Origin of the sequence: Syntrophotalea carbinolica DSM 2380 (genome assembly GCF_000012885.1) — a bacterium.
Taxonomy (GTDB): domain Bacteria; phylum Desulfobacterota; class Desulfuromonadia; order Desulfuromonadales; family Syntrophotaleaceae; genus Syntrophotalea; species Syntrophotalea carbinolica.
In genome coordinates, this window is record NC_007498.2 from 1,297,704 (window position 1) to 1,311,166 (window position 13,463).

14 protein-coding genes are annotated in these 13,463 nt (G+C 55.0%); 4 read left to right on the plus strand and 10 right to left on the minus strand.

Annotation, left to right across the window (positions count from 1 at the left end):
* Window positions 1-28 precede the first annotated feature (28 nt).
* From PCAR_RS06325 to PCAR_RS06335, 3 genes are all read left to right on the plus strand, one after another.
* Complete coding sequence (locus tag PCAR_RS06325; protein ID WP_081425118.1) at window positions 29-1,222, plus strand: Bcr/CflA family multidrug efflux MFS transporter; 1,194 nt, start codon at window positions 29-31, stop codon at window positions 1,220-1,222.
* A 141-nt stretch (window positions 1,223-1,363) separates the two neighbouring features.
* A complete protein-coding gene (locus PCAR_RS06330; RefSeq protein WP_011340821.1) occupies window positions 1,364-3,544 on the plus strand; it encodes an AAA family ATPase in 2,181 nt (726 codons plus the stop codon).
* Between the two features lie 93 nt (window positions 3,545-3,637).
* The gene (locus PCAR_RS06335) at window positions 3,638-4,258 is read left to right on the plus strand and encodes a flavodoxin family protein (protein WP_011340822.1); all 621 of its coding nucleotides are present in this window, start codon (window positions 3,638-3,640) and stop codon (window positions 4,256-4,258) included.
* A gap of 190 nt (window positions 4,259-4,448) precedes the next feature.
* On the opposite strand, the gene PCAR_RS06340 is transcribed toward PCAR_RS06335, so the two are convergent.
* A complete protein-coding gene (locus PCAR_RS06340) occupies window positions 4,449-4,721 on the minus strand; it encodes an EscU/YscU/HrcU family type III secretion system export apparatus switch protein (protein WP_011340823.1) in 273 nt (90 codons plus the stop codon).
* A 61-nt stretch (window positions 4,722-4,782) separates the two neighbouring features.
* The gene (locus PCAR_RS06345; protein ID WP_011340824.1) at window positions 4,783-5,796 is read right to left on the minus strand and encodes a flagellar hook-length control protein FliK; all 1,014 of its coding nucleotides are present in this window, start codon (window positions 5,794-5,796) and stop codon (window positions 4,783-4,785) included.
* Window positions 5,797-5,942: 146 nt separating this feature from the next.
* Here PCAR_RS06345 and PCAR_RS06350 point away from each other — a divergent pair, with 146 nt between their 5' ends.
* A complete protein-coding gene (locus PCAR_RS06350) occupies window positions 5,943-6,914 on the plus strand; it encodes a GGDEF domain-containing protein (protein WP_011340825.1) in 972 nt (323 codons plus the stop codon).
* Between the two features lie 79 nt (window positions 6,915-6,993).
* Here PCAR_RS06350 and PCAR_RS06355 read toward each other — a convergent pair whose 3' ends face one another.
* The 8 genes from PCAR_RS06355 to PCAR_RS06390 form a co-directional block, all read right to left on the minus strand.
* Window positions 6,994-7,683 carry a PilZ domain-containing protein gene (locus PCAR_RS06355; RefSeq protein ID WP_041531286.1) on the minus strand — a complete coding sequence of 230 codons (690 nt, stop codon included), beginning with the start codon at window positions 7,681-7,683 and terminating at the stop codon, window positions 6,994-6,996.
* A 22-nt stretch (window positions 7,684-7,705) separates the two neighbouring features.
* Window positions 7,706-8,461 carry a flagellar brake protein gene (locus PCAR_RS06360; protein WP_011340827.1) on the minus strand — a complete coding sequence of 252 codons (756 nt, stop codon included), beginning with the start codon at window positions 8,459-8,461 and terminating at the stop codon, window positions 7,706-7,708.
* A gap of 2 nt (window positions 8,462-8,463) precedes the next feature.
* Window positions 8,464-8,862: a hypothetical protein gene (locus PCAR_RS06365; protein ID WP_011340828.1), complete on the minus strand. Its 399-nt coding sequence runs from the start codon at window positions 8,860-8,862 to the stop codon at window positions 8,464-8,466.
* Window positions 8,863-9,023: 161 nt separating this feature from the next.
* A complete protein-coding gene (fliS, locus tag PCAR_RS06370) occupies window positions 9,024-9,455 on the minus strand; it encodes a flagellar export chaperone FliS (RefSeq protein ID WP_011340829.1) in 432 nt (143 codons plus the stop codon).
* A gap of 27 nt (window positions 9,456-9,482) precedes the next feature.
* Window positions 9,483-10,811, minus strand: coding sequence for a flagellar filament capping protein FliD (gene fliD, locus PCAR_RS06375; protein WP_011340830.1), 1,329 nt, complete (start codon window positions 10,809-10,811; stop codon window positions 9,483-9,485).
* A 17-nt stretch (window positions 10,812-10,828) separates the two neighbouring features.
* Window positions 10,829-11,173 carry a flagellar protein FlaG gene (locus PCAR_RS06380; protein ID WP_011340831.1) on the minus strand — a complete coding sequence of 115 codons (345 nt, stop codon included), beginning with the start codon at window positions 11,171-11,173 and terminating at the stop codon, window positions 10,829-10,831.
* Window positions 11,174-11,254: 81 nt separating this feature from the next.
* Window positions 11,255-12,097: a flagellin domain-containing protein gene (locus tag PCAR_RS06385; RefSeq protein WP_011340832.1), complete on the minus strand. Its 843-nt coding sequence runs from the start codon at window positions 12,095-12,097 to the stop codon at window positions 11,255-11,257.
* A gap of 328 nt (window positions 12,098-12,425) precedes the next feature.
* Complete coding sequence (locus PCAR_RS06390; protein WP_011340833.1) at window positions 12,426-13,256, minus strand: flagellin; 831 nt, start codon at window positions 13,254-13,256, stop codon at window positions 12,426-12,428.
* Window positions 13,257-13,463: the final 207 nt, after the last annotated feature.

The window sequence follows — 13,463 nt, forward strand, 5'->3', positions numbered from 1 at the left end:
TTCTTCACCCAATGCTCCCGGTTGGTACATGCTGGCAGTTCTAAGCCTATTGATGGGATTCGCGTCCATTTCGACCGATCTTTATCTGCCGGCCATGCCGACGATGGCCCGTTCGCTCGGTGCGGATGCCGGCATGATCGAATTGACGATCTCCGGCTATCTCGTCGGTTTCAGCCTGGGGCAGCTCCTGTGGGGACCGATAAGCGACCGTTACGGTCGCCGTCCGTCGGTGGCGGTCGGGCTGGTGCTGTTCGTCATCGGTGCGGCCGGTTGCGCCCTTTCGGAAAACGTGCTCATCTTGATCGCCTGGCGCATTGTGCAGGCGCTCGGCGCCTGCGCCAGCGTGGCATTGTCACGTGCTATGGTGCGGGACCTCTATGAAGGCAATCGTGCGGCGCAGATGCTCTCAACGTTGATAACGGTGATGGCGATCGCGCCGCTTGTCGGACCGTTGGTGGGTGGGCAGATCGTCGCTTTCGCCGGATGGCGGGCCCTTTTCTGGACGCTGGTCGGCATCGGTCTGGTGACGCTTGCAGCGCTTTTTACCATTCCGGAAACCTTGCCTGCCGAGCGGCGCAACCGGGAGTCAATCGGTCACGCTCTGATGCGATACGGCGAGCTTTTGCGCTACCGGCGACTTCTGGGGTATGCGGGCACCGGCAGCTTCCTTTATGCCGGCGTATTTGCTTATGTCGCGGGAACACCCTTCGCCTACATCACCATTTACCATGTGCCGGTGCAGCTTTACGGTCTGCTGTTCGGCCTCGGTATCATCGGTATCATGGTCGCCAATCTCGTAAATTTGCGCTTGGTTCCGCGGTTTGGCTATGACCGGATGCTCCTGTTCGGCACGGTCATCACTGCCATCTCGGCCATTGTGACGGCCGTGGCCACTCATACCGGCTGGGGCGGACTTTGGGGATTGGTTGCGCCGCTGTTCGTGTTCGTCTCCATGACCGGTTTCGTTGTCGCCAATTCGATCACGGGGGCAATGGCCGATTTCCCGGAACGCGCCGGTGCCGTATCTGCGCTGGTCGGTGCCCTTCAGTACGGCCTCGGTATGGTCGGCTCCGGTCTGGTCGGTGCCTTCGCCGACGGGACGCCCTGGCCCATGGGCTGGGTGATCGCGATTACCGGGGTCGGAAGCTTACTTTGTATGGGGCTGCTGGCTCCAGAGCGCATCCGGAAAACCGCAGACGCAGGATATGAAAAAATCGCTTGAAGGCAAAACTGCTGTGGAGGTCTCCGCCGAAAAAAGTTCGACAACATGGCTAAATCCCGTATCATACGAAGACTAAAGGGCATCCCAATAACGGGTATAGGATTTTTTCACATAAAAGATGAACTGCAAAGGTTGTTTTTGATGAATCTTTTTTCCCAAGCGTCTTCGTTCTCCTCAGAACCTCTGGCATCCAGAATGCGCCCCCGCACTCTGGAAGAGTACGTGGGACAAGACCATATTCTCGGAGAAGGTCGGCTTTTGCGCCGTGCCATTCGGGCAGATCAGCTTTCATCCTTGATCTTTTACGGCCCTCCCGGTACCGGGAAAACTACGCTGGCCCAGGTGATTGCCAATAGCACCGCCAGCCGTTTTGTGTCGATGAATGCTGTTCTCAGCGGTGTGAAAGATTTGCGGGAAGCCATTGAAGATGCTCGGCAATCTCAGGAATATTACGACAAACGCACCATCTTGTTTGTCGATGAAGTTCATCGGTGGAATAAATCCCAGCAGGATGCACTGCTGCCCTGGGTGGAAAAGGGCACCATTATTCTGATCGGAGCCACGACGGAAAACCCCTATTTTGAAGTGAATAAAGCACTGGTCAGTCGCAGCCGGGTTTTCCAGCTTCTGGGACTGACCGAAGAAAATCTCCGGCAGATCGTTACACAGACCCTGCAGGATAAACAACGGGGTTACGGGAAATGGCAGGTGGAGTTCGAGCCCGATGCGCTGGACCACTTGGTACGGGTAGCCTCGGGAGATGCCCGGTCACTCCTGAATGCTTTACAGTTGGCCGTGGAAACGACCCCTGAAAGTTTCCCCCCTCCGGCAAACAGCCGGATACATATCACCCTTTCGGCTGCCGAAGAGAGTATCCAGCAGAAAGCCGTTCTCTACGATAAAGAAGGGGATTACCATTTCGATACCATCAGTGCCTTTATAAAATCCCTTAGGGGATCCGATCCCGACGCAGCCCTCTACTGGATGGCGCGTATGGTAAGGGCCGGCGAAGATCCCCGGTATATTTTCAGAAGGATGCTGATATCGGCCAGCGAAGATGTCGGTATGGCCGATCCCTACGCATTAGGGGTCGTGGAAGCGGCCGCATCAGCTTTTGACCGGGTAGGTCTGCCGGAAGGGCAATTTCATCTTACCCAGGCAACCTTGTATCTGGCGACCTGTCCCAAATCCAACTCATCTCTGGCTTTTTTCGACGCCCTGGAGGCGGTAGCAAAAGAAGAGGCTGAGGTTCCCAATCATCTCCGGGATTCCAGCCGGGACGAACATAGCTTCGGCCATGGCAAAGGTTACAAATATCCCCATGCCTTCCGGGATCACTGGGTCGCCCAGCAATACCTGCCCGGAACCCTGAAGGGCCGGATTTTCTATCAGCCCACGGGTCAGGGATATGAGGGGAGCATTCAGACTCAGGTTATCCGGCACCGTGAAGAACAACTGGACCGGATGTTGGAGGAGACCCCGGAAACCCTAAGCTTCTCACCGGGAGATAAAGAGCGGGACCGGTGGATTCGCCGTGTACAGGGAACGTCATCTTCCCGCAAAAAGCTGCTGAAAGCCTTGGTCGAACCGATGCAGATAGGGCGTTCCGACCGCATATTCCTGGCCCCACTCCGATGGAACCAGCTCTTCTGGGAACTGTTCCGCAAGGTACCGGAAGGAGGACTCACTGCTTTAGCCGACCAGGAGGACTACCGTAATCTCGTGGAGTTCTCCATGGAAAGTCTCCCTGAATCGGAACGGCCCCTCCTGGTTGACCGCTCTCTTAAAGATCCTCGATGGCTGGAGCATCCGGATCTTCAACCGCTGACATGGGAGCACATTGTTCTGGACGGGGTACTGGATCAGCAGGACGAACTTTTTCCTCAGATTCTGGAAGAAAAATTAGCGCCCAAAGGGTGGTTTACCGGCTGTCTGCCCCTTCCCGGAGCTGGCAGCCGATTAAGCGAATTACTAAAAGGCCGGGTAGAAGACAAACTCTTATCTCGGATAGAAGAAGGGGAGGAACTATTTTATACCGAAAGAGCACCTTACCCCCAAAAAGAACGTATGGAAAACCTGGCTGATTTGACATTGGTTGAGTGGACTCAGTTGCCCATCGAAGAATCCCTGGTGCCCAATGCCCAGTGGCTTGCCCCCTGGTTCAAAGATCTACCCGGTAGTTGGTTTAATTATGTCAGTCGCAACCTGGGTGAAGATGAGATCAGGAGAATTCGAGCCCTTTTACAACCGGAAAAACTTCCCTCCTCCTTTCCGTGGACCCGCAATTGGCTTATTTACCGCCTTCGGAAATCCGCAACATAAAGAGAACATTGCATTTGCGGGGGAGGCCCCGTCGCTGATCCTCAATAATCAGTTAACGCAATAACACTTTATTATCCATGCAAAGGAAAAACCATGAAAGCCTTGGCCATAAACGGAAGTCCCAGAAAGGGCGGTAATACGGAAATTTTGCTCAAGCAGGTGCTCGAGCCTCTGGAAACAGATGGCTGGGAAACCGAGTATCTGCAGATCGGCGGCAAGCCGGTGCGGGGTTGCACGGCCTGCATGAAATGCGTCGAAAACCGGAACGGTCGCTGCGTTATCGAAGGCGATTTTGTGAACGACTGCCTGGAAAAGATGTTCGAGGCCGATGCCATCCTCCTCGGCTCGCCGACCTACTTCGGCGATGTCACCGCCGAGCTGAAGGCCCTGATCGACCGGGCCGGTTTTGTCGCGCTGGCCAACGGCGGCGCTTTCAGCGGCAAGATCGGGGCCGCAGTAGTAGCGGTCCGGCGTGGGGGCGGGACCCATGTTTTCGACTCCATCAACCATATGTTTCAAATCTCCTCCATGATTGTTCCAGGCTCCCTCTATTGGAACCTGGGCATGGGGCTCGACAAAGGAGACGTTCTCAAGGACGATGAGGCCCTGCGGAACATGAACCATCTTGGGCAAACCATCGCCTGGCTCGGCAAGGCCATGACCTCGATCTCCGAAACGACCCCTTTTCCCAAAGTTGCGGTGGAACTCGGTTAGATGGGGCAGGGGAAGTCGATATCGCGGCACCGCTTGCCATGAACTTGATCCGGTTGAAAACTGATCGCCTACTTTCGCTTGGCGGAGGTTCAGGTAAGTAAGCGGCTTGGCCGGATGATTGCGGGAGTGTTATGCCCTATCGGGAGGATTGTCGGGGCGGATGACGGGGTAAAGTCGCTGTGTCGTTTCCTCAGTCCATGCGTTGGTTGACGCGATAGACAAAAGCCAGGATTTCCGCCACCGCCTGATAGAGTTCCTCGGGGATTTCCTGCCCCAGGGGAACCTTGTCCAGTATCTCCACCAGGTCGGGATCCCGAACGACTTCAACCCCCGCTTCGCCCGCCGTTGCCAGGATTTTTTCAGCAACGGCGCCTTTGCCGCTGGCTACCACAACCGGCGCTTTACCGCTGGCTTTTTGGTAGGTCAGGGCAACGGCTTTATTCTGTCTGTTCTTCTCTGTCATGATAATCTCTGTTGCTCGTACCTCAGGATGGAAAGGTTCGGGAATAGGGCATCCTTTTCGGTCAAATCCGGGTGTTGACGAAACCGTGCGTATCGTTGCCAAGGTGTGCCATAAAGTCTTCTTCGGGGCGCGTCTTGCCGGTGGTGAAAAGGATTTCCGGTGACGGTCCGAAATGCAGAGCCTGGCAGAGTTCCTCACTGAAAGCGGACAGCATTCGACTGGTTTTCGGTTTGTCGCAAGTGAATTTGATGCGCAGCTTGTCCGCATCCCATAGCATGTCTATCCGTAATTCTCCCAATCTCTCAAGGCTGAGAAAGATGCTCAGCTTTTTTGATGCATTTGACTCAGCTTCCGGTCGTTCGCCACAATCCTCCACGAGAAGAAAGCCCTGCTCGATAAACGGCAAAGGCAACGGCAGCAGCGCAATACCTTCCGCTTCGCGCTGCAGATTGAAATGCCGGATCATATCGAGCCCCTGTAATGCATCGGTTGCCCGTTCGGTAGCAGCATCTTTGCCGTCGATGCCTTCTTCGAACAACAAAGTCAAGGTCTGGCTAAGGTTGGCAGGGGGTTGGTCGTGTTTAAGTCTGATAACTCCAAGACTTTCCAGAAGGGTCGTCAGAATGTTCCCATCCACCTTGCCTGTTGAACCTTCCACCCCCTCCATGAACATTTTTAAAGCCTTGCCGAAAGGATCAAGCAATGGATTTTTTTCGCGATGGTCCCGGCTTTGCAGGTGACGGGCCAGAGCCGGCAGTTTCCATCCGGCGTCAAGTAGTTGCAATAGTGCCTTGTGCTGGTTTTCCGGATTCAACCCCAACGGTTGCAATTGGACTTCTCCGGCACTGCTTGTAACGTGCAGCAGCAGTTGTTGCCCTTCGCGTAATCCAAGGGTAGAGCGCGCCGCGACCGTGCGACCGCTCATCTGCAAGGTAACTTGTCCGTCTTTCAACGCCATAACCGTTGCCCGGAGAATCTGCCCCGGTCGCCAGACACTGGTGTCATCCGGTTGTGGCTTGGCCTGGCCGGTTCCCGATACGGGGAGTACGGTAAAGGTTGCATCATTGATTTTCATGGCATCTCTTCGACAGGAGGGTCCTGTTTCTTTACTGGTTGCAGGATCTTTTTTTTTTGCGCCAAAGGAATGAAAGACCTAAAGATCGCCGTTTGTTGTGTCGATAATAAGAGCAACGAGTCGTTTTATGTGACGGGAGAGATTTTATGTTGAACACGGCACTGATATTGGGCAGCACGGCGGCAACGCGCGGCGAAGTTGCCGATTGCCTGGATAAAACCGGTCTGGTTCATCGCAAACTTTATTGCAAGGACGCCCGCCGGGCCATTCGCTGGTTGAGTGAACACAATGTCGATATCGTGTGTTGCGATTGGCGTTGGTCCGCTGTCGATGACGTCACCGATCTGATGGGTGTTCTGCGGCGTCGCACAGAATGGCAGGATCTTCCCGTATTGCTGTTCAGTTCGGGTGATGAGCGCGATCTGTGGATGGCCGGTATGGAGATCGGTGTCAGCGAATGTCTGCCGATGGGGTTGCCCATGGAGGAGCATCGCATAAAAATTCGATGGCACTTGAAAAACCGCGAACGCATCCATGCCTTGCATCAGGCCCAGAGTCAGTTGGCGCGCATCGCTCTTACCGACAGCCTGACAGGGCTGTATAACAGAGCTTACTTTGATGCCACCATCACTCAGGAAGTGGCGCGTTGCTCCAGGCGCGGTTTGCCCTTGTCGTTGCTGATGGTCGACCTGGATCATTTTAAAAAAATCAACGATACCTACGGTCATCTTGCAGGTGATCAGGCCCTTGCCGCGGTTGCCCTGGTGTTGAAGGAGCAGAGTCGCATCAGCGATACTGTCTGCCGGTTCGGCGGAGAGGAATTTGCCGTTATTCTGCCGGAAACGACCAATGCCAATGCCGCTACGGTGGCGGAGCGTATCCGTAAAAAGATATCTCAATTGGACCTGGCGTTTCCCGTAACAGCCAGTATCGGCGTTGGTTCCGCCAAGGTTACCAATCAGTTGCTTCCGGACCATCTGATCGCTGAAGCGGATGGTGCTCTCTACGAGGCCAAAAGCCAGGGGCGTAACAGGGTCCAGTCTTCCGTACTTGGTGCTGGTGTAGTTTCGGATCTGAGTCTGTTTCGGAAATTTAGAACAGCGATGGCATCGGCTTGAAGGGGAAGGCGGTGATTAGTGATTGGTGATTAGTTTGTCACTTGTCACCAGTCACCAGTCACCAGTCACCAGTCACCAGTCACCAGTCACCGAGCATCAAGCCCATAAGTCGGGTTTTGGACTGCATGTTTCTGAAGTGTTCGGCGAGGCAGAATAGAGAAATTTTTTCCGTGTCTTCGGGCAGGATGTGTACGATTTTAAGGGCCGTTTGATGGCCCTTTTTTGTTGTCGGGCCAACCCTCAAAACCTTTGCTTCGCATTGCAGGTGTTCAAGTGTCGTTCCAGGCAGGATCAATTGCAGGGTCACTATATCGTCAGGATTCAGCGGTTCGGCGGTGCAGAGGCTGAGGCCCCGACAACTGAGATTGACGTGGGTACGTTGTGGTTGCGGATGCGGGGGATGGTTGGTTCGAGCGTGCCACCAGGCCAGGTAAATATCGGTTTCGACCCGCAGATTTTCCCGCATGTGGTCATGGGTTCGGTGGCCTTCGATCCTGAACCGCATGTGGCGGGGATGTTCCAGGTTTTCCGGGTAGGCCGTGATCTGAATGAAGTGTATTCCCCGCTCACAATGGAAATCCCAGCATCGGTGGGCATCGAGTGATGAAAACGGCCAATGGGAAGGGAGTATCTGTACATCCAGCTGAGTCGGTCCATGCATTCGTGCAACACCCTCGCACCTCAGCCAATCACCTTGCAAGGTCGGAACGCTGATTTCGACCATGTGCCATTCGTGCAAAACGTTCAACAACTCGTCGGTCGGTGTCATGGCATTGACTTTTCATGTATGGTCAGAAGAGATCCCGGGTTCGTACCTTGGTGCGCAGGATCTCGCGTTCCTTGGCCAGACAGAACGCGACGATTTTGTCGCGGTCCTGATTGTCGATTTCTGCGAATTGTACAGCCACGGCCATGTCGCCGTTGGGTAATGTGCAAAAGCGAACCACCTGGGCCAGGCACTCAATGCATTCAGGCGTCTTCCCGTCCAGCCACAATACCATAGCGACCAGATCGCCGATATCGAGGTTTTTCTGCGCGGGCAGTCGAAGCCCGCTGGCACTGAGATTAACCTTGGTATTCAGGGGATAAGGCGTGCGGGGTTGATCGTCGCCGAGACAGTAATAGGCGAATCTGATCCTGGCATCGATACGGAAAAATTCACGCTCCTGAAGGGCAATGGCCGGCGGCTTGGGTTTGACCAGCAGGTTCGAGGTTCCAAGAATGGTCTGTATGCGGGTGAGCAGACGGTATTCCCGGCCCTGCAGAGAAAAAAAGATCTGGCATATTTCCCGAGGATTGATGAGGGTACTGAAATCGCGATCGTAGGGCAGGGCTATGTCCAGGGCGTGGTCTGAATGCGTGCGCACGGAACCATCTACGGCAATGGTACGTTGTCCATGGGTAGGTAACAGTATTTTGGCATTCCGGCCATTTCTGAAATGGTCCAGCAGCGTATTCAGCATTTCGTTCCAAATGACCTTGCCGGCAAAATCGGTGTGCTGTTTTTTTGCCGGGATATCGGTGGCGCAACAGGTCGGAGGTGCCATGATCAACAACTCCCGAGGGTCGAATGCTCCCCCCCCTGATTCGATGATCGATACCCCCCGATGGCAGTACGGCCTTTTTTGAGGCGATGAAGTTCGTCAGTCGTCAAGGCTTGCAAGGTGCGCGCCTGTTGCTGAAGCTTTTCACATTGCCGCTTGATTTGCAACATGGTTTGCTTCTTTTTTTCCAACTGGGCAAGCACTTCGTCGGATGGCTGGCAGCTCTGCAGCATGGTATGGATCTGCCGGTCGGTATCCTGCGCCTCGGCATTCAGTGCGTTCCATTCCTGTTGAACTCGTACCAAAGCGGCTGTATGCCCCCCATGCAGCAATGCAGCCATTTGGGACAGTTTTTCCTGAACGGCAAGGTATTGCCGTGTCGACTTCTCTACGAGTTTTTCCATGGTCGTGTCAACCTTGTTTAAGTGTACGCGCTCGGGTGGTTCGCCGCTCTGGCCTGTCGGGCGCCCTTTTGAGTCATGCCCAAAGGGTTTTTGCCGTCACGGGGCTGCGCTAAGGACGTTTGTTCTATCCGTTTTCGGATTATGGCTCCCGAGATGGCGGGTTACATACTGGCCTTAAGCGGCTGGTAACCGGCATTGGCCACGGCCTTGGCCTGGGATTCGCTGCGTGCGATGACAATGGCCTCTTTCCAGGTGTCGCGCAGGTCCGAGAGCATGGTATGGACCGCTTCCAGTTTGCTCCGATCCAGATTGATATTGGCCTGAATCATTTCCCGAATCATATAGTCGTAAAGCGAGTCGAGGTCGGCTGCGATTTTGCCACCGATGTTATGATCCAGGGTATTGCGGAATTCCATCACGATGGCCATGGCCTTCTGGATACCATGGTTTTTCAGTTCGATATTACCGTCTTCAATGCCTTGCATGGCCTGGGTGAGAAAGCGAATCGCACCGTCGTAGAGCATGATCATGATCTGCTCGGGGGAAGCACTGGAGATCTGGTTGTTTTTATACTGGTTGAGATAAGGGTTCATGGGTCATTCCTTCCGCAGCTTGCAGTTCTATGAATTGAAAAGACTAAGCTGTTGAGTCAGGTAAGAGCCGGTGCTGTTGAGATTGCTGATCAGCAGTTCCATGGCGTCGAACTGCGCTCGTAGCATTTCTTCGCGCTTCTCCAGACGTGTTTCCATTTTGGATATATTGGCATTGATGGTTTTCAATGTTCGATCGGTGCTGGTTTGCCGCGTGGCCGCCAGGCCGTCGACCCGATCGGTGGTCGAATCCAGGTATTCCGTAAACAGGCTGGATATTCCGTCGAACCCCTCGCCGCCCGCCAACAATTTATCCATGATGTTCATATCGGTCGTGATGGCTTCTTCCAATAGGGTATTGTCGATGGTAATGGTGCCGTCGCGTTGCGTTTCCAGGCCCAGCTGCGAGAGTGTGGTCAGATCCCCGCCGGTCGCGATCTGCGAAGTCAACATTTTTTGCAGATTGCGTTTAACCGCCATCATGCCGCTGTCCCGGCCCCAGTCGCTGTCCTTTTGATCCGAGATGTAATTGATGACCGCATTATAGGCTGTCACCATATCCTTGACCTTGGTTTTGACGGCATCGACGTCTTCGGAGACATTCATGACCGTCGTGTCGCCTGCGTTAGGGTGCACCTTGTTAAGGGTAATACTCACTCCCGGGATGGCCTCTTCGAATGTATTGCTGCCGCCCGTGATGGTGACGCCGTCGACGACGATACTGGCCTGGGATTGGGTCTGGGTGGTGCTGAAGGTCAGGGCGGCATAGCCGTTGGCAGTGGTGCCCCCGGAAACCGATGCGCTAAAAGTGCTCGAGGCATCCTCGCCGGTCAGGATCATGCGATAACCACTGCCATCCTGAATGATGCTGGCCGCAACACCGGTGGCGCTGTCACCGGTGTTGGCCGCGTTGATTTTATCTACCAGGCTGTCCAGAGAATCGTTGTCGATGGTGATGTCGGTGGTGCCGATAGTCAGGGTGCCGGTGGTAAAATTGGCTTCGCTGCGGCTTTCATAACTGCCGTCACTGACATCTTTCTGTTGCCGGGCAAGGCTTTGGACCTCGATATTATAGCTGCCGCCCAAAGCGCTTCCGGAGGCGGACACCGAAAAATACTCGTCGCTCACGGCGCTTGCAGAGTAGGCCCGTACCTCGCCGCTGGAGTCGAGGTCCTCGAATTTTCCCAGGAGGGTTTTCAGCTTGGTTTCCAGGGTGTCAAAGGCATCCTGGCGGCTGGTGAAATACTCTTTGTCCGATTCGAGACGTTCCAGCGGCTGTTTTTCGATCTCCATCAGGGCATCGACAATACTGCCCGTATCCATGCCGCTTGCGAGACCACCGAAATTGATTGTAGACATAGCCCGTTCCTTCAGAGTCAGGTTGTGGTGTCGAGCAGCGAACCGCGCAGGTCGCTCAGCTTATCCGAAACCCCAAGCACTTCTTCCGGCGGGATCTGCCTGATGACCTCTCCGGAGTCGGAATCGATCAGGCTGATTACCAACTCTTTGTTTTGTTCGTCGTTTTCAAACCGCACGCTGTAGATGCCGTCATCCGTCAGGGCCTTGATCTTGGTCAGGACTTCTTCCGGCGCTATGAGTTTTTCCGAGTCGGCAAGTTCCGGTTCGGAAGCGACTTTTTGACGATTGCGATCGATATTTTCCGTGGGGGAAGATGCCGGCGTCGGAGCGGCTCCGCCCACGGATGTCATTTCTACTTTCATGATATCCTCCCTTGGCTTCTTGCGTGCCATCGGGGAAAGGGGGCGGCATGGCCGCCCCCTTTACGTTGAATGCCCCGGCGTTTAGCCGATCAGCGACAGGGCCAGCTGCGGGGTCTGGTTGGCCTGCGCCAGGATCGATACACCGGCCTGCTGCAGGATGTTCATTTTGGTCATCTGGGAGGTCTCCGTGGCGATATCCGCATCGACGATACGGGAGCGCGCGGCGGAGAGGTTCTCCGAGACGTTGTTCAGGTTGGCGATGGTCGATTCGAAACGGTTCTGCTTGGCACCGAGGTTGCCGCGCAGGGAGTCGACCTGGTTCAGGGCGCCGTCAATGGACGCGATAGCGGTGGAGGCCCCACCTGCGGAGGCTATGGTAGCTCCATTAACGGTAGTTCCGCCGCCGCTGAGGGCGTTGGTGTCCATATTGCCAATGGCAACGGAGATCTTCTCGCCGGCGTTGGCGCCGACCTGGAAGACGGCAGCATCCGAAGCGGAATAGGTACCGTCGAGCAGGTTCTGACCGTTGAACTTGGTGGTATCGACGATACGGTCGAGTTCATTTTTCAATTCGCCGAATTCGCTGTTAAGTGCGGTACGGTCATCGGTGCTGTTGGTACCGTTGGCGGACTGTACGGACAGTTCGCGCATGCGCTGCAGGATGTTAGTCATCTCGCCCAATGCGCCTTCCGCCGTCTGGGCGAAAGAGATGGCATCGTTGGAGTTACGTACCGCCTGGTTCATGCCCTTGATCTGGGCACTCATACGGTCGGAGATGGCGAGGCCTGCGGCGTCGTCTTTGGCGCTGTTGATGCGCAGGCCCGAAGACAGGCGCTGCATCGAGTTGGACAGCGACGACTGCGATTTCGACAGGTTGCGCTGTGCGTTCAACGACTGAACGTTGGTATTGATTGTTAATGCCATGGTTTTCCTCCATGAAAATTAGTTTTCCGGGCTTCCGTGCCCGATTTTTTCGAACTACTCCTTACCGATAAAAAGTTAAAAATACTTTGGTCGGTTTCACCCCCCTTCCATGGCAATTAAGGGGGCTCGATATGTGCTTTATCGATCATCCGGGCCGGCGACGAGGATAATGTCTCCCGCCCGGCAGTAACCCGAGATAGATTTATATCTTTTGTTTTGTGAATGTTCTCCCGGGCCAGCCCCCGAAACCGTCGTTTACGGGTTAATGGTAAAGCCCTGTGAGTCGGCGTGGTCCATGGGGGACCACGCCTTTACTCAGTCTTGCCTTTTACCCCCCGATGAGGGACAGGGCCAGCTGGGAGCTTTGATTGGCCTGCGCCAGGATCGAGACGCCGGCCTGCTGCAGGATGTTCATCTTGGTCATTTCGGACGTTTCCGTGGCGATGTCCGCATCGACGATACGGGAGCGCGCGGCGGAGAGGTTTTCCGAAACGTTGTTCAGGTTGGCGATGGTCGACTCGAAGCGGTTCTGCTTGGCGCCGAGGGTGCCGCGCAGGGAGTCAACGCTGTTCAGCGCGCCGTCGATAGCGGTGATGGAGGTCGAGGCGTTTCCGGCCGTCGTGATGGCCGCCGCATCAAGGCCGAGGGCACTGACGTCCACGTTACCGATAGCGACCGAGATTTTCTCGCCGGCATTGGCGCCGACCTGGAATACGGCCGCATTGGAACTGGCGTAGGTGCCATCGAGCAGCTTCTGACCGTTGAACTTGGTGGTGTCGACGATGCGGTCAAGTTCCGAGCTCAGTTCGGAGAATTCGCTGTTGAGCGCGGTACGGTCGTCGGTGCTGTTGGTGGCATTGGCGGACTGTACGGACAGTTCGCGCATGCGTTGCAGGATATTGGTCATCTCGCCCAACGCGCCTTCCGCCGTCTGGGAGAAGGAAATAGCGTCGTTGGCATTGCGCACCGCCTGGTTCATACCCTTGATCTGGGAGCTCATGCGGTCGGAGATGGCCAGACCTGCGGCATCGTCCTTGGCGCTGTTGATGCGCAGTCCCGAAGACAGGCGCTGCATCGATTTTCCGAGCGCATTCTGGGATTTGGAAAGGCTGCGCTGGGTGTTGAGGGATTGTACGTTGGTGTTGATAGTGATAGCCATGATTTTTCCTCCGTGAAAGTTGAGTCAGGGCATCCATGCCCTGCTTAGCCGAATAGTGTTTTCTGTTTCCGTTCAAATGAAACTGATGTACCTGCAATCCTATGCTGGCTGTATTTCATTATCCCCAGGGTTCAATATTCATATCGGCAAGGTCGGCACAAACTTTAGGTTTTTTTTTATGTGGAGGAATTTTTTCTATGGCGGGGA